The 15,738-nt window shown below is 75.1% G+C and carries 17 protein-coding genes; 10 read left to right on the forward strand and 7 right to left on the reverse strand.

Annotated elements, in window-relative coordinates:
- The coding region (locus tag KSNIM_RS10655; RefSeq protein WP_263102996.1) for a helix-turn-helix domain-containing protein at positions 1–1,281 on the reverse strand (1,281 nt) is incomplete at its 3' end.
- A gap of 276 nt (positions 1,282–1,557) precedes the next feature.
- On the opposite strand from KSNIM_RS10655, the gene KSNIM_RS10660 reads away from it, so the two are divergent.
- The 5 genes from KSNIM_RS10660 (at position 1,558) to KSNIM_RS10680 (ending at position 5,237) form a co-directional block, all read left to right on the forward strand.
- The gene (locus KSNIM_RS10660) at positions 1,558–2,601 is read left to right on the forward strand and encodes a transposase domain-containing protein (protein ID WP_263102997.1); all 1,044 of its coding nucleotides are present in this window, start codon (positions 1,558–1,560) and stop codon (positions 2,599–2,601) included.
- A 125-nt stretch (positions 2,602–2,726) separates the two neighbouring features.
- Entirely contained in the window at positions 2,727–3,077 is a 351-nt protein-coding gene (locus tag KSNIM_RS10665; RefSeq protein WP_263102998.1) for a peptidase inhibitor family I36 protein, read from the forward strand.
- 147 nt (positions 3,078–3,224) lie between these two features.
- Complete coding sequence (locus KSNIM_RS10670; protein WP_263102999.1) at positions 3,225–3,575, forward strand: peptidase inhibitor family I36 protein; 351 nt, start codon at positions 3,225–3,227, stop codon at positions 3,573–3,575.
- 93 nt (positions 3,576–3,668) lie between these two features.
- Positions 3,669–4,613 (forward strand): hypothetical protein, encoded by a 945-nt coding sequence (locus tag KSNIM_RS10675; protein WP_263103000.1) that lies wholly within the window; start codon positions 3,669–3,671, stop codon positions 4,611–4,613.
- A 105-nt stretch (positions 4,614–4,718) separates the two neighbouring features.
- The gene (locus KSNIM_RS10680; RefSeq protein WP_263103001.1) at positions 4,719–5,237 is read left to right on the forward strand and encodes a DinB family protein; all 519 of its coding nucleotides are present in this window, start codon (positions 4,719–4,721) and stop codon (positions 5,235–5,237) included.
- A gap of 32 nt (positions 5,238–5,269) precedes the next feature.
- Here the strand turns inward: KSNIM_RS10680 and KSNIM_RS10685 are convergent, their stop codons facing one another.
- Positions 5,270–5,863: a TIGR03086 family metal-binding protein gene (locus KSNIM_RS10685; protein ID WP_263103002.1), complete on the reverse strand. Its 594-nt coding sequence runs from the start codon at positions 5,861–5,863 to the stop codon at positions 5,270–5,272.
- Between the two features lie 84 nt (positions 5,864–5,947).
- Between KSNIM_RS10685 and KSNIM_RS10690 the strand changes: the two genes are divergently transcribed.
- Entirely contained in the window at positions 5,948–6,748 is an 801-nt protein-coding gene (locus KSNIM_RS10690) for a helix-turn-helix domain-containing protein (protein WP_263103003.1), read from the forward strand.
- Between the two features lie 82 nt (positions 6,749–6,830).
- On the opposite strand, the gene KSNIM_RS10695 is transcribed toward KSNIM_RS10690, so the two are convergent.
- The 3 genes from KSNIM_RS10695 to KSNIM_RS10705 all read right to left on the reverse strand — a co-directional run bounded on the left by KSNIM_RS10695 (position 6,831) and on the right by KSNIM_RS10705 (position 9,143).
- Complete coding sequence (locus KSNIM_RS10695; RefSeq protein WP_263103004.1) at positions 6,831–7,082, reverse strand: sporulation protein; 252 nt, start codon at positions 7,080–7,082, stop codon at positions 6,831–6,833.
- A gap of 122 nt (positions 7,083–7,204) precedes the next feature.
- Positions 7,205–7,786, reverse strand: a complete 582-nt coding sequence (locus KSNIM_RS10700; RefSeq protein ID WP_263103005.1) for a Uma2 family endonuclease — start codon at positions 7,784–7,786, stop codon at positions 7,205–7,207.
- A 115-nt stretch (positions 7,787–7,901) separates the two neighbouring features.
- Positions 7,902–9,143, reverse strand: coding sequence for an MFS transporter (locus KSNIM_RS10705; RefSeq protein ID WP_263103006.1), 1,242 nt, complete (start codon positions 9,141–9,143; stop codon positions 7,902–7,904).
- A gap of 101 nt (positions 9,144–9,244) precedes the next feature.
- On the opposite strand from KSNIM_RS10705, the gene KSNIM_RS10710 reads away from it, so the two are divergent.
- The 4 genes from KSNIM_RS10710 (at position 9,245) to KSNIM_RS10725 (ending at position 13,378) form a co-directional block, all read left to right on the forward strand.
- Complete coding sequence (locus tag KSNIM_RS10710) at positions 9,245–10,345, forward strand: DUF5937 family protein (protein WP_263103007.1); 1,101 nt, start codon at positions 9,245–9,247, stop codon at positions 10,343–10,345.
- Between the two features lie 64 nt (positions 10,346–10,409).
- Entirely contained in the window at positions 10,410–10,979 is a 570-nt protein-coding gene (locus KSNIM_RS10715) for a TetR/AcrR family transcriptional regulator (RefSeq protein WP_263103008.1), read from the forward strand.
- 93 nt (positions 10,980–11,072) lie between these two features.
- Positions 11,073–11,960, forward strand: a complete 888-nt coding sequence (locus KSNIM_RS10720; protein ID WP_263103009.1) for an AAA family ATPase — start codon at positions 11,073–11,075, stop codon at positions 11,958–11,960.
- A complete protein-coding gene (locus KSNIM_RS10725; protein WP_263103010.1) occupies positions 11,957–13,378 on the forward strand; it encodes a vWA domain-containing protein in 1,422 nt (473 codons plus the stop codon). Before KSNIM_RS10720 ends, KSNIM_RS10725 begins: the two co-directional genes overlap by 4 nt.
- Positions 13,379–13,569: 191 nt before the next feature.
- Here the strand turns inward: KSNIM_RS10725 and KSNIM_RS10730 are convergent, their stop codons facing one another.
- Together KSNIM_RS10730 and KSNIM_RS10735 are read right to left on the reverse strand one after the other, a co-directional pair.
- The gene (locus KSNIM_RS10730) at positions 13,570–14,271 is read right to left on the reverse strand and encodes an SDR family oxidoreductase (protein WP_263103011.1); all 702 of its coding nucleotides are present in this window, start codon (positions 14,269–14,271) and stop codon (positions 13,570–13,572) included.
- A 73-nt stretch (positions 14,272–14,344) separates the two neighbouring features.
- On the reverse strand, positions 14,345–15,616 hold the full coding sequence (locus KSNIM_RS10735; protein ID WP_263103012.1) for an ArgE/DapE family deacylase: 1,272 nt from the start codon (positions 15,614–15,616) through the stop codon (positions 14,345–14,347).
- Between the last annotated feature and the right edge of the window lie 122 nt (positions 15,617–15,738).

Consider the following 15,738-nt stretch of genomic DNA (forward strand, 5'->3'; position numbering starts at 1 on the left):
GGCGGGCACCGGCCGGGCGACCAGGCGGGCGTCCGCGACGGCGGTCGGCCCGTCGCCGCCGAAGCAGGCCACGGCCACCATCGGCACGGGCGCGCCGCCGTCGCCACTGCCCTCGGCCGGCGCGCCGGGCCGCCACGTCACCTTGAAGCCGGTGGCCGCCTCGGAGGTGAAGCCGATCTGCTGCCACTGGGGCATGGAGCTGCCCGATCGGGGCAGGTACGCCGCGTAGCCGACGATCGCCACGTGGTCGCCGGTGGCGCGGAGTTCGACCGCCCCTGGCGCACCGGCGGATGCCGCCGCGGCGAGCGCGACCGACGCGGGCGGCGCCACCCCGTCGGGGCAGTCGGCGGGGCGCAGCCCGGCGGGCGGGTTGCCGTGGACGACGGCGGAGGAGACGTAGCCGCCGGTGGCGAGGCGGAACCACCGGATGTCGGGCGAACCCGAGGTGGTGTCGACCACGACGTCGCCGAGACAGAAGCCGGTGAGGGCGAGTCTGCACCCGGTGGGGAGCTGGGCGACGACGTCCGCGCTGAGGCTGGCACCGGCGCGCACCCGGGTGGTGGCGTTGTACGTCTCGCCGGCGAACAGGGCGGGGGTGGTGCCGTCCGGGGGCGGGCAGCCGACGGCGGAGGCCGCCACCGCGGAGGTGGTCGTCGTCGGGTTGTCGGGGTGCTGCCGGGCCGTGGAGGAGGCGGATCGCACCGCCACCAGGACGAGGACCACGGTGAGGGCGAGCACGGCGGCGGTGCCCGCGGTCGTCCAGCCGACCGGCCACCGGCGGGCGGGGCCGGACTCGGCGAGGTCGACGGGTGCGCCGGGCTCGGGGGCGGGCAGCGCTAAGTCGGCGGAGTCCCCGCCGGACTCAGCGGCGTCCGGGGCCGCGGCCGGGGCCGTTGCTGTGGCGGGCGGTTCGGCGGCGACCGGGGCAGCGGCCGCCGGTGCGGCGGTGGCCGATACGGCGGACGGGGCCGCCGTGGCGGGCTCGGCGGCAGCCGGCGGGGCTTCGGCGTCGGACGCCAGCCGCTTGTCGACCTCGTGCCAGCGTTTGGTCCACTCGGCCACGTCGCCCCCGCAGGCACCGACGTACGCCTGGGTGACCTCCAGACTGGGGAACCGGACGCCGCCGGCGGCGTCGCTCAGGGTGGTTGCGCCGAAGCCGGCCCGGTCGGCCAGAACCCGGTATGTGGGGTTCCCTGCCTGCTCCCTGACGACCCGGAGGTCGTAGGCGAAGGCCTGTACCGGGCCGTCGGCCGGATCGACGGGGCGCGGTTTGCGGGCCACAGGGTCTCCTCAGCTGACGGGTCGACAGTTCGCTCGGGAAACTCACGAGATCCGCTCCGTGTTCCTTCACTGTGTGCACGGATGGTGTGAATTCGATCACTCATGCACACGCCATTTTCATGGCATGGACATAACCAATCATGGCGGCCGTCCCGCGGCTGCGCTACCTCCGCGCTACCGCGCGGATACGGGTGGTGGCGAGGCTTCGTCGGGGGCAGCGCCCGACGCCGCAGCGGGCGCGGCCCCGGCCGCACCGACTCACCCCGGGGATGCCCTTTGTCCGACGACACCGCCCCCACCGGGGCCGACGACCGCGGCGACGCGGACGCGGCCGTGGTGGACCTGCTGCTCCGCACCTACCCGCCGGAGCTCGTGGACGCGGCGATCGCGGCCTGCGGCCGCACCGAGCGCAGACGCCGCCTGCTGCCGGCCCGCCGGATGGTCTACTTCGTGCTCGCGATGGCCGCCTTCTCGCCCGCGCCCTACCTGGACGTGATGCGCCGGCTGGAGACCGGCCTGCGCCGCGCCGGACTGAGCCAGCCCGGGCCGTCGGCCGGCAAGGCCGCCATCTTCCAGGCGCGCGAACGCCTGGGCAGCGGCCCGATGGAAGTGCTGTTCCGGGACTCCGCACTCCGCAGGTGCGACGGCACGCAGCTCCTACCGCACCGGTCCGCACCGCCGCACCGCCGCACCGCGCCGCACTGGCGCGGCCGCGCACTGCACCTGCTCGCCGAGCAGCGCACCGCCGCCGCCCGGCACACCTCGGCCATGCCCCGGCTCGCGGTCACCGGACTGCTGGACGGCGGCACCGGAGAGGTCGTCGACGCCGCCTGGGACGCACCCGGCGCGCCCGCGACCCTGCTCCGCTCGGTCGGCCCCGACACCCTGCTGGTCGTCGAGGGGCTCACCCCGGACCACGCGCTGGCCGCCGCGGCGGCGGCCCGCGGCACGGGCATCGCCTGGCGGCTGCCGATCGTCCGACTGCCGCTGCAGCCCGAACGGCGGCTCGTGGACGGCTCGTTCCTCGTCCGTCCGCGCGGCGTGCCGCTGCGCGTCATCGGTACCGGACTGGTGACGAACCTGCTCGACCCCGCCGAGGCCCCGGCCGACGAGCTCCTCGACGCCGCCGACGCGGTGCCCGACGGCCGCCTCCTCGGCGACGCCGTGCTCTCCGCCGGCCCGGACGCCGCACCGCTCACCAGCCGCACCGCCGAGGGCATCGACCAGGAACTGTACGGCCGGCTGCTCGTGCACAATGCCCGGCGAATCGCCGGCGAAATGACCGAATGCGCATACGGACCACGTTCGGAATCCCAGTGATCGGTTCTTAAGCAAACGGCATTGCCCGCCGGGAAATTGCACGGTTAGCGTTCATCGGGTCGGCTCCCGGCGGATCCCCGGAAAGCCGAGGAAATCCTCTTGTTCCACGACGAAGGATGTATGCGATGCGTATCAAGGCTGCACTCGCCGTCGGCCTGGCCGGCGCCGCCCTCGCCACGTTCGGCGCCGCCGGCACCGCCAACGCGAACAACCTGGTGAAGCTCTACTACAACTCGAACTACCAGGGCAACTGGGTCACCTTCGACACCAACATCCCCAACTTCGCTGGCTACTACTTCATCGACGGCCAGCCGGTGAAGAACAACGCGGCCTCCGCATTCAACTACGGCACCACCACCGCGACGATCTACTTCAACTCCAACTACGCGGGCGCCTCGGACCGCCTCTCGCCCGGCACCGGCCAGTCGCGCCTCGCGCACACCTACAACGAGAACGCCTCGCTGCGTTTCGGCTGATCCGGAATCGTCCGAATTCCGGACGCTCGCCGATTCCCGGAACCGGCCACGGATTCCGGCGGCCGCGCCCGCCCCGCCGGGGCCCGGCCGACCCCGGGTCCGGCCCACCGGGCCGGACCCGTCCCACCACACGAAGGGTCATCTCCCATGCGTATGAAGACCGTCCTGGCCGCCGGCCTCGCCGCCGCCGCGCTCGCGACCTTCGGCGCCGCGGGCACCGCCTCCGCCGACAACCACGTCGGCCTGTACTACAACTCGAACTACCAGGGCGACCAGGCGCACTTCTACAGCAACATCCCGGACTTCGCCGGGTACGTCTTCCTCCACGGTCAGCCGATCAAGAACAACGCGGCCTCGGCGTGGAACTACGGCACCAGCACCGCCACGATCTACTTCAACTCCAACTACGCGGGCACGTCCGACCGCCTCGCGCCGGGCACCGGCCAGTCGCGCCTCGCGCACACCTACAACGAGAACGCCTCGCTGCGGTTCAGCTGAGCCGTCGCCGGCCGGCCGGGCCCGTTCCCGGCCGGCCGGACCCGCCCGAACCGCCACGCGACCGTCCGAACCCGCCCCAAGGAGCCTCCAGGCATGCCCGGACCATCCCGCCTCCTGACCGCCCTGGCGGCCGCCCTGGGTGCGGCGGCCGTCCTCGCCTCGGCCACCGGCTGCTCCGGCTCCGCCGACGCCGCCTCCGCAGCCCCCACCCCGGCGGCCACCCCCACCGTGGCGGACAGCATCGACCTCCACCTGCCGGTGGCCGACTACCTGCTCACGCCGCAGGCGCAGCTCAAGCTCGACCGCGCCGCGCAGAAGCTGGTCGACCAGTGCATGCACCGCTACGGCCTGGCCCTCGCCGACGAGCCGGTCGCGGCACGCAGCGGCCCCACCACGCTGACCCAGATGCGGTACGGGGCGACCAGCGCGCAGCAGGCGAAGACCACCGGGTACCACTTCGGCCCGGCCAACCCCGGCTACCTGGCGACGCCTTCGGCCTCGCCCGCGCCGGAGAACACGGATCCGGGGTACAAGCTCGTGCTGCAGGGCAACGGGACGCCCGGCAAGAACGACGGCACGCCCGCGCCCTACGGGTCGAGGACCGTGCAGCCGGGCGGCTGCATGGGCGAGATGACGAAGCAGCTGGCCGGCCGGGCGACCTTCCTCGGCGACGCCGCGCTGGTGCACGAGATCGACGCCAAGAGCTTCACCGAGTCGCAGCAGACGCCCGCCGTGAAGGAGGCGTTCCGCGCCTGGTCCGCGTGCATGCAGGCCAAGGGCTTCCACTACGGCACGCCGATGGACGCCGTCAACGATCCGGCCTTCGCGGGGGAGAGCCCGGGCCGTGACGAGCAGAGGACGGCCGAGGCGGACGTCGCCTGCAAGCAGCAGGGCAACGTGGTCGGCATCTGGTTCGCCGCCGAGGTGGACCGGCAGCACGCCCTGATGGCCGAGCACAAGGACGAGCTGCGCACCATCGGGATCCAGATGCAGGAGCAGGCGGCGCAGGTCGACGACACCCTCAACACCGCGGGCTGAGCCCGCACGGACCCCGTGGGGGCCGGCCCGCAGCGGCTCTGCGGGCCGGCCCCCACGGCATCAACTGTCCGAGGCCGCACGACGGTTCGGGTACAGTGCGGAGCCATGGAGACATGGGGTGCGGCCCTGTACGGAGACCCGTGCGCGGCCTGCGGCTTCGCCTGGTCGGCGACGCCCGCGGAGTGCGTCGGCACAGTGGGCGAACTGCCGCGGCGGTTCCGGGAACTGCTGGACGGCCGGACGGGCCGGGAACGCCACCCGGAGCTGGAGTGGACACCGGCGGCCTACGTCAGCCACGTCACCGACAACCTGCGGATCTGGGCCGAGCGGCTCGCCGGCGCCCGGCTGGCCGGCGCGGCCGAGGTCGGCGGCTACGACCCCGACCTGGTGGCCCGGGGGCGCCGCTACCTGGAGATCGCACCGGCCGCCGCCCTGTGGTCGCTCGACCGCGCGGTGCAGGCCTGGACGGAGTCGGTGACCGCCGCCGTCGAGGCCGGCACCGTCCTGCAGCACGCCACCCGCGGCCCGCAGGCGGCCGAGGTCATCGCCCGGAACAACGCCCACGACGGCCACCACCACGTCCACGACGTCCGACGCATCCTGCACCACACCGACACCCGGTGAAAGCCCCTCCCGGACACCGTTGACGCCGCGGACTACGCCTGCTTCGGGGTCCAGTGCGGGTCGCGGCCGGAAGCGGCGAGGGCGCGGTCGAACAGCGGGGCGCCGGCCGGGAGCGGGACGGGGTCGGCGAAGCCGCCGAACTGCCGGTAGAGCTCGGCGTTCTCCTCCACCACGGCGAGGACCAGTTCGGTCAGGTCGTCGTCCACCTCGACCTCGCTGCCGGTGGCGCGGGCGACGTCCCAGCCGTGCAGCACCATCTCCTTGATCAGCATCTTGGCGATGGTCCCGGCCGGGACGGGCGTGCCGCCGAGGTCCACCTCGCCCTCCCAGACGGCCGGGTCGGCCCAGGCCCGGACGGCCCGGTCCAGCTGTGCGGCGTAGGACTCGGCCCAGGCGGCGTCGGCGGTGAAGTCGAGGGCGATCAGCTCGTCCGGCAGCGGCGTCCGCAGGGCGCGGTGCTCCAGGCCGTGCGAGGTGTACAGCACCCAGTGGTTGACCAGCGCCCGGGTGTCGAAGTCCGTGCAGGGGGTGGGGCCGTCCAGGTGCTCGGGCCGGACGGCGCGGGCGATGCGGGCGGCCTCGGCGGCGGCGCGGGACATCCGGGGGTGCAGGGGGTGACCGTTCATGCCCCGATCCTCCGCCGGTGCCCCGGCGGTGGTCTTGAAGAAACGCGACGGCCCGGCCGCGCCGTGCCCACTACCCTGGCCGGCATGACTGCACCGGACCTCGGACGCGGGGTGCTCCACCCCGGCCGGGCGGCGTCCGTGATCGGCCTCGACCGGCGCGATCCCGCCGTCGGGGCGGACCGCTTCGTCGAGTTCTACTGGCTGGTGCGCTGGGACTGCCGCGACCGGCCGCCGCACGAGCAGAAGGTGCTCGCCCACCCCCATGTGCACCTGGTCTTCGAGGAGCCCCGGGCCATGGTCTACGGGGTCGACCGCTCGCTGTTCGTCCGCCGGCTGGAGGGGCAGGGGCACGCCCTCGGGGTGAAGTTCCGGCCCGGCGGCTTCCGGCCGTTCACCGACCGTCCGGTCTCCACGCTCGCCGACCGGGCGGTGCCCGCCTCCGGGTTCTTCGGCCCGGAGGCGGACCGGCTGAACGAGGAGATCGTGGGCGGCACCGCCGACCCGGAACGGCTCCGTGCCCTCGCCGACGTCTTCCTGCTCGCCCGCCTGCCCGGACCCGACCCGACGGCCGACCGGGTCGCCGCCATGGTCGAGCGGATCACCGCCTCCCCCGAACTGCACCGGGTCGACGACCTCGCGGCGGAGTTCGGCCTCGGAGTCCGGCAGTTGCAACGGCTGTTCGCCGAGTACGTCGGCGCCTCGCCGAAGTGGGTGCTGCGGCGGGCCCGCCTGCACGAGGCGGCCCGGCACGCCGACAGCGGCGCGGACGTCGACTGGGCGGCCCTCGCCGCGGACCTCGGCTACGCCGACCAGGCCCACCTCACCCGCGACTTCACCGCCGCGGTCGGCACCCCGCCCGCCCGGTACGCCCACGGCTCCCGCTGACCCGTCCACGGCCCCGACCTGCGCCCATGCACCGCAGTGTCACGCCCCGTCCGGCTACGGATAAAAAGCTGATCGATGAGGGCTACCTGCACGTCCGGCGCCACCAGCACCCCACCAGGGGCACCTGGACGACGGACGTCATGGTCACCTCCGTCCCGCTCGACACCGCGGAGGAGATCGCCGCCGCCTGGGAGGGCGCCGCGGCGTCACGCGTGCCGCCGGCCAGGTTCACCTGCCCGACCAGCCGCCCACCGGGCAGCACCGTGGGGGTGGACAGGACCGTGTCGGCACCGGGCCCGCCGACGCCGAACGCGCCGAGCAGCCGGTTGAACACCGTCGGGTGCTCTCCTTCGAAGTGCTGGGATGGACCTGCGGGCCGCCGGACACCGCCCGCACCACCGCATCCTCCCAGCACCCGCGTGACCGCCCCGCGGCAGTGCGGCCGCTGAGGAGCTCTCAGCGCACCCAGGCGGTGAGCGGTTCGGTGTCGAGCACGACCCCCACCGGCTCCGGGAGCACCAGCTCGCGTCCGAAGGGAACGGTGAGCGTGCGCTCGTACCGGACGCCGTCGGGATCGCTGTGGACGGTGACCTCGCAGCTGTCCCGGTCGATCAGCAGGTACACCGGGATGCCGCTCTCGGCGTAGGCGCGCGGCTTCTCCACCCGGTCCCGCCGGTCGGTGTCCGAGTCGTAGGAGGTGACCTCCACGACCATCAGCACCTCCTCGGTGCCGGCCCACTCCCCCTGGCCGACGAACGCCTCGGCCGGCGCGAGCGTACCGTCCGGGCGGGCGTGTCCGGCCCGGTAGGACTGCACCTTCAGCCCCTGGTCGTGCAGCCAGAGATCCGGCCGCGCCTGGATGCAGATCCGCATCAGCCACTGAATGATGCGGCCGTGGTCGCCGTCGGGCACCGGTTTGACCCCGAGCTTTCCGTTGATGAACTCGAGCCGCAGCCCCTCGGCCGTCCGGGCCGCCAGGCGGGCGACTTCTTCGAACTCCTCGGGCAGCATGTGAGGGCGGTCGGAGAGCGCGGTCATGAGCTGTCCTCCTTCGCCTCGGGCATCCGGCCCGGCGCCAAAAAACGAGCGCCTTCCCGTCCGACAATAGCGGCCGCGGCCGGCCGGTGGGCGGCAGCTCGGGGGTGGTGTCCTCTCACACGCGGGGCCCGAAGCGGCGGACGAGGGCGGCGCCGAGGACGGTGGCGGCGGCGAGGACGGGCCACAGGAGGTGGGGGCCGGCGGCGAGGAGGGCGGTGAGGGCCGCGGGGGCGGCGGCGCGGCCGAGGCCGCTGGAGAGCTCCCAGCGGGCGAGGGCACGGCCGAGGCGGCCGGGCGGTGCGGCGGCGACCACCAGGGCGGTGCCGGTCCCGGTGTAGAGGATCTCGCCCGCGGTGTAGAGCACCGAGACACCCGCGACGGCGGCGGCCCCGGCCGTGCCACCGAGCGCGCCGGCCGCCCAGAAGCCCAGGTAGGAGACGGCGAGCACCAGGCCGGAGACGGCGAGGACGGACCGCCGGGAGCGGCGGGAGATCCAGAGCACCACGGCGAGCTGGGTGGTGATCACCAGCACCGTGTTGCCGACGAAGATGCCCGAGGACCAGGCCGGTGCGACGTGCAGGGTGGTCACCAGCAGGGCGGGCAGGGCGACTTCGAGCACGTCGAAGCAGAAGGCGTACGGCAGGTTGGCCAGGCCCAGCAGGCCTGCGCCGGTCCGCCCCTGCCCGGCAGGCGGGTCCGTCGGTCCTGGCCGGTCGTCCGCGGTCGGCGGGGTGGTGAGCCGCAGCGACCAGACCAGGCCCGCCGCCAGCAGGCAGGCGAGTGCGGTGGCCAGGGCGAGGGTCCGCAGGGCGCCGGTGCCGCCCGCGGTCGCCGCGGTGGCGGCCAGAGCGCCCGCGCCGAGGCCCGCGTTGCGCAGCGAGCGTCCGGCGGCGAGTGCGGCGTCCCGCAGCCGGCCCTCGGTGAGCGCGGCGACCACGGCCGCGTGCGCGGTCGGCCAGGACTGGCTGCCGATGCCGAGCAGGACGGCCGCCGTGGTGAACCCGGCGGCGTCGGAGGCGGCCAGCAGCACCGCCACTCCGGCCGCCCGGACGAGCAGCGTCGCGGCCACCGGCAGGCTCCGTGCGCCGCGGTCGATCCAGCGTCCGGTCAGCGGCACGGCGGCCAGGCCGGCCAGCATGCCGGCGGAGAGCGCGAGTCCGGTGGTGCCGACGCCGAGCCCGAGCACCCCGACGCCGTACAGCAGCAGGAAGGGCCGGAGCAGTCCGGCGCCGAGCGCGTCGACGAGCACGGCGAGGCCGTAGCGGCGGCCGCCGGCGATGCCCAGCAGGCGGGCGGTGCCGGGGAGTTCGGCGGCCGGAGAGACTGTGGGAGCGGCGGGGCGGTGGAGGAGGGTCATGGCGGCCACGCTGCGCTGCGGGGCGGGGCGGTGGCACGCGGATTGACGGTCCCCGTCAACCGTCGGCGGGCGGGCCGGGGCTGGGTGGCAGGATCGCCGGCATGAGTCTGACCATCGACGTCACCGGCCTGCCGGCCGAAGCACTGCTGTTCGCGCCGTCCCCGCTGGCGGAGTTGAACGCGATGCTGCACGTCCTCGCGGAGCCGGCGCACCATCCGGAGCTGCACGGCTGGGCGGCGGCCACCACCGGTGCGCTGCCCGCGGGGCTGGCGGACCGGCTGCTGGAGGCGGACTTCCTGTGGCGGTCCTCGCGGGCCGACTTCCTCTTCCCGGCCCTGCCGGGTGCCACGCTGGCGGAGGAGCTGGACGCGGTGGACCGGCTGGAGGACGAGCTGTACACCGCGGCGGCGCTGGTCACCACCTGTGGCTCGTCCCGGCTGTCGTACCGGCCCGCGGGTTCGCCGCTGGTCGATCCGGCGGCGGCCGAGCGGGCGCGGGACCTGGCGGCGGCCCGGGGGCCGCGGCAGGCGGCCTTCGCCGACCGGCTGCTCGCCGACCCGCAGGCCGTCCGGGCGCTGGTGCGGCGGCTGCTGGAGGACTGCGAGCGGGCGTTCTTCGCGGACGCCTGGCGCCGGGTGCTGCCCTCGCTGGCCGCGGACGCCCGGCAGAAGGCCGACCTGCTGGCCCGGCGCGGCGCCGCGGAGGCGCTGGCCGCGGTCTCCCCGGTGATCGTGCTGGACGAGACCGAGCCAGGGCGGCGGCGGATCGTCGTCGACAAGCTGCAGGACAACGCGACCAGTGCGGTCGCGGCGGGCGGGGTGACCTTCATCCCGAGCGCCTTCGGGCGGCCGCACCTGCCGGTGGTGTACGCGGCCGGGTGGCGGCCGGTGCTGCAGTACCCGATCGCCGAGGCGGGCGGTACCGATCCGGTGTCGCTGGCGCTCGTCCAGCAGCGGCTGGAGGCGCTGGCCCACCCCGTCCGGCTGCGGCTCGCCCGGACGATCGCCCGCGGCCCGCACACCACGGGCGAACTCGCCAACGCCTGGCAGCTCACCGCCCCCGAGGTCTCCCGCCACCTCGCGGTGCTGCGCAAGGCCGGGCTGCTGACCACCCGCCGCCGCGGCCGCTACGTGCTGTACGAGCTCGACCTGGCCACCAGCGCCCGGCTCGGCGGCGACCTGCTGGAGGCCGTCCTGCGCTGACCCCCGGGCCAGGCCGTACACCGATCGGTTTCCCCACGGCGGCGCGGGCGGTAGCCTCGTCGACATGGACACCCAGGCGAAGCCCTCCGCGCGCGACCGGCTGCTCGACGCCGCGACCGAGCTCTTCTACCGGGAGGGCGTCGGTACCGGGATCGACGCACTGTGCAGGGCCGCCGGGGTGTCCAAGCGGTCCATGTACCAGCTGTTCGACAGCAAGGACGAGGTGATGGCGGCCGCCCTGGAGCGACGCGCACCCGGCTACGCGGCGCTGCTGCTGCCCGCCCCGGACGACCGGCGCCCGCCCCGGGCCCGGGTGCTGCACGTCTTCGAGCGGCTGGAGGAGCTCTCGCGGGCGGAGGACTACCGCGGTTGCCCGTACCTGGCGGCGCAGGTCGAGCTGAAGGACCGGACGCACCCGGCGAGCCTGGTCGCCGGCCGGGTCAAGCAGGCGCTGACCGACTTTTTCCGGGCCGAGGCCGAGCACGGCGGGGCCGCCGACCCGGTGCTGCTGGCACGGCAGTTGACGCTGCTCTTCGACGGGGCGAGCGCCCGGGCGGGGGCGGCCGGGGAACCGCTGGCCGGCCTGGCGGTGCCGACGGCGGCCGTCCTGCTGGACGCGGCCGGGGTGCGCTGAGCCGCTGCCGCGGCCGGTCGGCGCGAGCCGTTCCACTGGAAGGTACTCGCGGGTAACATGCCCTGCACGGTCTGGCACCCAAGGGAGTCGAGCATGCACGGCACGGACGGAACCCCGGTCAAAACGGGCTTCTTCGACTCGGTCGACGAGGTCGCGGCCCGGCTCGCCGACGTCGGCTACCTCGCCTCGCCCGCCGTCGCCACCACCGTCTTCCTCGCCGACCGGCTCGGCAAGCCACTGCTCGTCGAGGGCCCGGCCGGCACCGGCAAGACCGAACTCGCCAAGGCCGTCGCCCGGCTCGGCGGCGCCCGGCTCGTCCGGCTGCAGTGCTACGAGGGCATCGACGAGGCGCGCGCCCTCTACGAGTGGAACCACGCCAAGCAGCTGCTGCGGATCACCGCCGGCCGCGACGAGAGCTGGGACGAGGCCCGCACCGACGTCTTCGGCGAGGAGTTCCTGCTCAGCCGGCCGCTGCTCACCGCGATCCGCGGCGAGGAGCCGACCGTGCTGCTCATCGACGAGACCGACAAGGCCGACGTCGAGGTGGAAGGGCTGCTCCTGGAGGTGCTCAGCGACTTCCAGATCACCGTGCCCGAGCTCGGCACCATCCGGGCGGCCCGCCGCCCCTTCGTGCTGCTCACCTCCAACGCCAGCCGGGAACTCTCCGAGGCCCTCCGACGCCGCTGCCTCTTCCTCCACCTGGACTTCCCCGACGCCGAGTTGGAGCAGCGGATCGTCCGGCTCAAGGTGCCCGGCCTGGACGCGGTGCTCGCCGAGTCGCTCGTCCGGGTGGTCGCCGCCCTGCGCGGCATGGACCTGCGCAAGGCGCCCTCCGTCGCCGAGACGATCGACTGGGCGCGGACCCTGCTCGCCCTCGGCGCCGCGACGCTCGACGGCGCCGTCCTCCGCGACACCCTCGGGGTGGTACTCAAGCACCAGGACGACCTGGTCAAGGCAGCCGCGAAGCTGGCGCCCGCGTGACCGGCCCGGATCCCCTGACCGGCCGCACCGACCCGCCCGACCTCGCGGCCCGGCTCACCGGGCTCGTCCAGGCACTGCGCGGCCACGGCCTGCGGATCGGCCCCGGCGAGACCGCCGACGCGGCGGCCGCCCTCGCGGTGCTCGGACTCGCCGACCGGGAGCACGTCCGGGAGGGCCTGGCCGCGGTCCTGCTGCGCGCCGACGGCCAACGGGCGGTGTTCGACGCCGTCTTCGACCTCTTCTTCCCGCTCGGCGTCGGCACCCCGCACGGCGCCGGACAGGCCCCCGCCGCACCCGTGGACCGGCCCGCGCTCGTCGCCGATCTCCGGGGCCGGCTCGCCGAGGCGCTGGCCGCCGGCGACCGGACCGCGGGGGCCCGGATCGCCGGGGAGGCGGTCGAGGCCCTCGGCCGCTACGGCACCTCGCCCGGCACGGACGGCTGGTCCGCGTACCAGACCCTCGGCCTCCTCCAGCCGGAGACCCTGCTCGCCCGGGTCCTCGCCGCCCTGCGCACCGGGGTGGCCGGCCCTGACGACGACGGGCTCGCCGAGCGGCTGGCCGAGGACGAAATCCGGCGCCGTATCCGGGAGTTCCGCACCCAGGTCGGCACCGAGGCGCGCCGCCGGGTCGCCGAACTCCGCGGCACCGAGCGGATCGCCGAACGCGCCGTCGCCCCCACCCCGGACCGGGTCGACTTCCTCGCCGCCGGAGCCGAGCAGCTCGCCGAGCTGCGGCGCACCGTACAGCCGCTGGCCCGCAAACTGGCCACCCGGCTGGCCGCGCGCCGCCGCCGGGCTGCGCACGGCCGGATCGACCTGCGGCGCACCCTGCGGCGTTCGCTCTCCACCGGCGGGGTACCGATGCGCCCCGCGTACCGGCAGCGGCGACCGGCCCGGCCGGAGATCGTGCTGCTCTGCGACGTCTCCGGCTCGGTGGCGGGATTCGCGCAGTTCACCATGCTGCTGGTGCGGGCGATGCGCGACCAGTTCGCCCGGGTACGGGTGTTCGCCTTCGTCAACCGCACCGACGAGGTGACCCGGCTGGTCGCCGGCGACACCGACCCGGCCGAACTCGGCCGCCGCATCCTCACCGAGGCGGCGGTGGCGGGCTGGCACGGCAGCAGCGACTACGGCGCGGCCCTGGGCGAGTTCGCCGAACGCCACCTCGACGCGGTGGGCCCGCGCACCGCCGTCCTCGTCCTCGGCGACGCCCGCACCAACGGCTGGGACCCCAACCTCCACGCCCTCCAAGGAATTGCCGACCGCGCCCGCCGGGTGATCTGGCTCAACCCCGAACAGACCACCCTCTGGGGCACCGGCGACTCCGCCGCCCTCGCCTACGCCACCGTGGTCGACATGTACCCCTGCCGCAACGCCCGCCGCCTCACCGACCTCGTCGCCCGCCTGCTGCCGGTCTGACGCGCACGCCCTCGGGTGCGGGCGGCGCGCCCTGCCGCGCCTCGTCGGAGGACGAGTTCGATCGGCGCGGGGACCTCGCGGCCGGTGCGGTCGCGCACCCGCCACCGTTCGATCGGGAGTCCGAAGCGGACGGGCGGCTCGCGCCGGGCAGTCCTGAGCAGCAGGTCCTGCGCGCGGGGCGCGGTCCGGCGTCAGGCGGTCAGTTGGGGGTAGAGGGCGGCGAGGTCGCCGGCGAGGCCGGCCTTCACCTGGCGGGAGAGGTCGTCGGCGAGCACCTCGTGGGCGTCGGACTCGATGCCGTCGAGGGCCCGGCGGGCCACCTCGGCCGGATCCGCCTTGGGGGCGGTGATGCCGGACGTCATGTCGGTGTCGACGTAACCGACGTGCAGGCCGGTCACGTTGATGCCGCGCGGCTTCAACTCCAGGCGCAGGGAGTTGGTCTGCGACCAGAGCGCCGCCTTGGAGGCACTGTACGAGCCGGCCAGGCCGATCCAGGACAGCACCGAGTGCACGTTCAGGAGGTGGCCGCCGCCGTTGCGCTCGATCACCGGCACGAAGGCGCGGGCGGTGAGCAGCGGGCCGTAGAAGTTGGTCTCGAACTCGCGGCGGACGTCCGCCACCGGGGAGTCCAGGAAGGACGCGTTCACCGCGGCGCCGGCGTTGTTGATCAGCACGGTGACGTCCTGGGCGCGGGCGGCGGCCGCCGTGACCGACGCCGGGTCGGTGACCTCCAGCGCCAGCGGGACGGCCTCGGGATGGGTGACCGTCCGCGGGTCACGCGCGGTCGCGTAGACCTTGGCGGCGCCGCGTTCGTACAGCGCGTCCACCAGCGCCCGGCCGATGCCGCGGCTGCCGCCGGTGACGAGAACGGCTGCACCCTTGATCGCGGTCATGGGAATCTCCCCTCGAAGGAAACCGATCGGTTTCCACCAAGGTAAACCGATCGGTTTCCTGCCGCAAGGGCCCTCAGTCGGCGCCGACCGAGCGGAGCACCGCCAGCACCAGCGTCCGCGCCACCTCCGCCGTCTCCCGCACCGACACCTGCTCCCGGGGACTGTGCGCCACCCGGACGTCCCCCGGCCCGAACTGCAGCGTCGGCACCCCCGCGGCCGTGTACAGCCGCAGGTCGCTGCCGTACGGCGCCCCCCGCTCGCGCAGCGCCGGCCCGCCCACCGCGTCCGCGTGCGCCGCCCGGACGAGACCGCCGAGCGGATGCCCGGCCGGCAGCCGGCCGCTCGCGAACAGCCCGCCCGGCCAGGTCACCGACGCCGGGTGCTCCCGCAGCCACGGATCCGCCGCGCAGGCCCGCGCCACGCACTCCTCCAGGGCCGCCCGCGCCACCGCCGGGTCCTCCCCCAGCCGCACCCCGAGCCGCCCCTCGGCGACCAGCCTGTCCGGCACGCTGCTCGCCCAGTCCCCGGCCCGGACCTTCCCCACCGAGAGCGCGTACGGGATCGGGTGCTCGGCCATCAGCGGGTCCGGATCCCTGTTGCGGGCGGCCTCCAGCCGGGCCAGTGCGGCGTGCACCGGCAGGTAGGCGTCGACCGCGCTCGTCCCCTCGTTCCGGGTGCTGGCGTGTGCGGCCCGGCCGTGCACCTCGATCCGGAAGGTCAGCGCACCCGCGTTCGCCGTCACCAGCGTGCCGCCGGTCGGCTCGGTGATCAGGCAGGCGTCACCGGTGTATCCGCGCTGCAGGGTGCCGAACGCCCCCAGGCCGCCGTCCTCCTCGCCCACCACGAAGTGCACCGCCACCCGCCCGCGCAGCCGGGCACCGCTCGCCCGGATCGCCGCCAGCGCGGCCAGGTGCGCCGCCAGACCGGCCTTCATGTCGCAGGCGCCGCGGCCGTGCACCACGTCCCCGGCCACCCTCGGCACGAACGGGTCGCCGACCCACTGCGCTGCGTCGCCCGGCGGCACCACGTCCACGTGCCCCTGCAGCACCACCGTCGGACCGTCGTCCCCGCCGGTGCCGGCCGCCAGCCCCCAGGCCTCCTCGCGCGGGGCCTCGGTGCCGGGGAAGTCCGGGTGCCTCCGCAGGGCGGGCAGGTCCATCGACCACAGGTCGGTCTCCAGCCCGAGCCCGTCGAGCACGCCCGCCAGGTGGTGCTGGATCTCCGACTCGGCGGCGCTGCCGGTCACACTGGGGATGGCGATCAGGTCGAGCAGCGTCCGGGCGACGGCCGCCTCGTCGACGGCCGCCAGCGCGGCGGCCTCCCGGGCGGTGAGGTCTGCGGTCACGGGCGGGCCTTCCGGTCGGGGCCCGCCAGGCTGCCGGAGCGGGCCGGTCGGACGGCGGGCCGGTGGGTCGCCGCCCAGCCTGTCAGAGTGTCCCGCCCCGGTCACGGGCCCGGCGGCCGCCC

The sequence above is a fragment of the Kitasatospora sp. DSM 101779 genome, assembly GCF_025655475.1.
Lineage (GTDB): Bacteria > Actinomycetota > Actinomycetes > Streptomycetales > Streptomycetaceae > Kitasatospora.

Excerpts from the sequence above, each read along its gene's own strand:
- KSNIM_RS10665 (WP_263102998.1), top strand. The coding sequence starts at position 2,727 with ATGCGTATCAAGGCTGCACTCGCCGTCGGCCTGGCCGGCGCCGCCCTC.
- KSNIM_RS10710 (WP_263103007.1), top strand. The coding sequence starts at position 9,245 with ATGAGTCTGACCATCGACGTCACCGGCCTGCCGGCCGAAGCACTGCTG.
- KSNIM_RS10720 (WP_263103009.1), top strand. The coding sequence starts at position 11,073 with ATGCACGGCACGGACGGAACCCCGGTCAAAACGGGCTTCTTCGACTCG.
- KSNIM_RS10675 (WP_263103000.1), top strand. The coding sequence starts at position 3,669 with ATGCCCGGACCATCCCGCCTCCTGACCGCCCTGGCGGCCGCCCTGGGT.
- KSNIM_RS10690 (WP_263103003.1), top strand. The coding sequence starts at position 5,948 with ATGACTGCACCGGACCTCGGACGCGGGGTGCTCCACCCCGGCCGGGCG.
- KSNIM_RS10670 (WP_263102999.1), top strand. The coding sequence starts at position 3,225 with ATGCGTATGAAGACCGTCCTGGCCGCCGGCCTCGCCGCCGCCGCGCTC.
- KSNIM_RS10715 (WP_263103008.1), top strand. The coding sequence starts at position 10,410 with ATGGACACCCAGGCGAAGCCCTCCGCGCGCGACCGGCTGCTCGACGCC.
- KSNIM_RS10730 (WP_263103011.1), bottom strand. The coding sequence starts at position 14,271 with ATGACCGCGATCAAGGGTGCAGCCGTTCTCGTCACCGGCGGCAGCCGC.
- KSNIM_RS10705 (WP_263103006.1), bottom strand. The coding sequence starts at position 9,143 with ATGACCCTCCTCCACCGCCCCGCCGCTCCCACAGTCTCTCCGGCCGCC.
- KSNIM_RS10680 (WP_263103001.1), top strand. The coding sequence starts at position 4,719 with ATGGAGACATGGGGTGCGGCCCTGTACGGAGACCCGTGCGCGGCCTGC.
- KSNIM_RS10700 (WP_263103005.1), bottom strand. The coding sequence starts at position 7,786 with ATGACCGCGCTCTCCGACCGCCCTCACATGCTGCCCGAGGAGTTCGAA.
- KSNIM_RS10685 (WP_263103002.1), bottom strand. The coding sequence starts at position 5,863 with ATGAACGGTCACCCCCTGCACCCCCGGATGTCCCGCGCCGCCGCCGAG.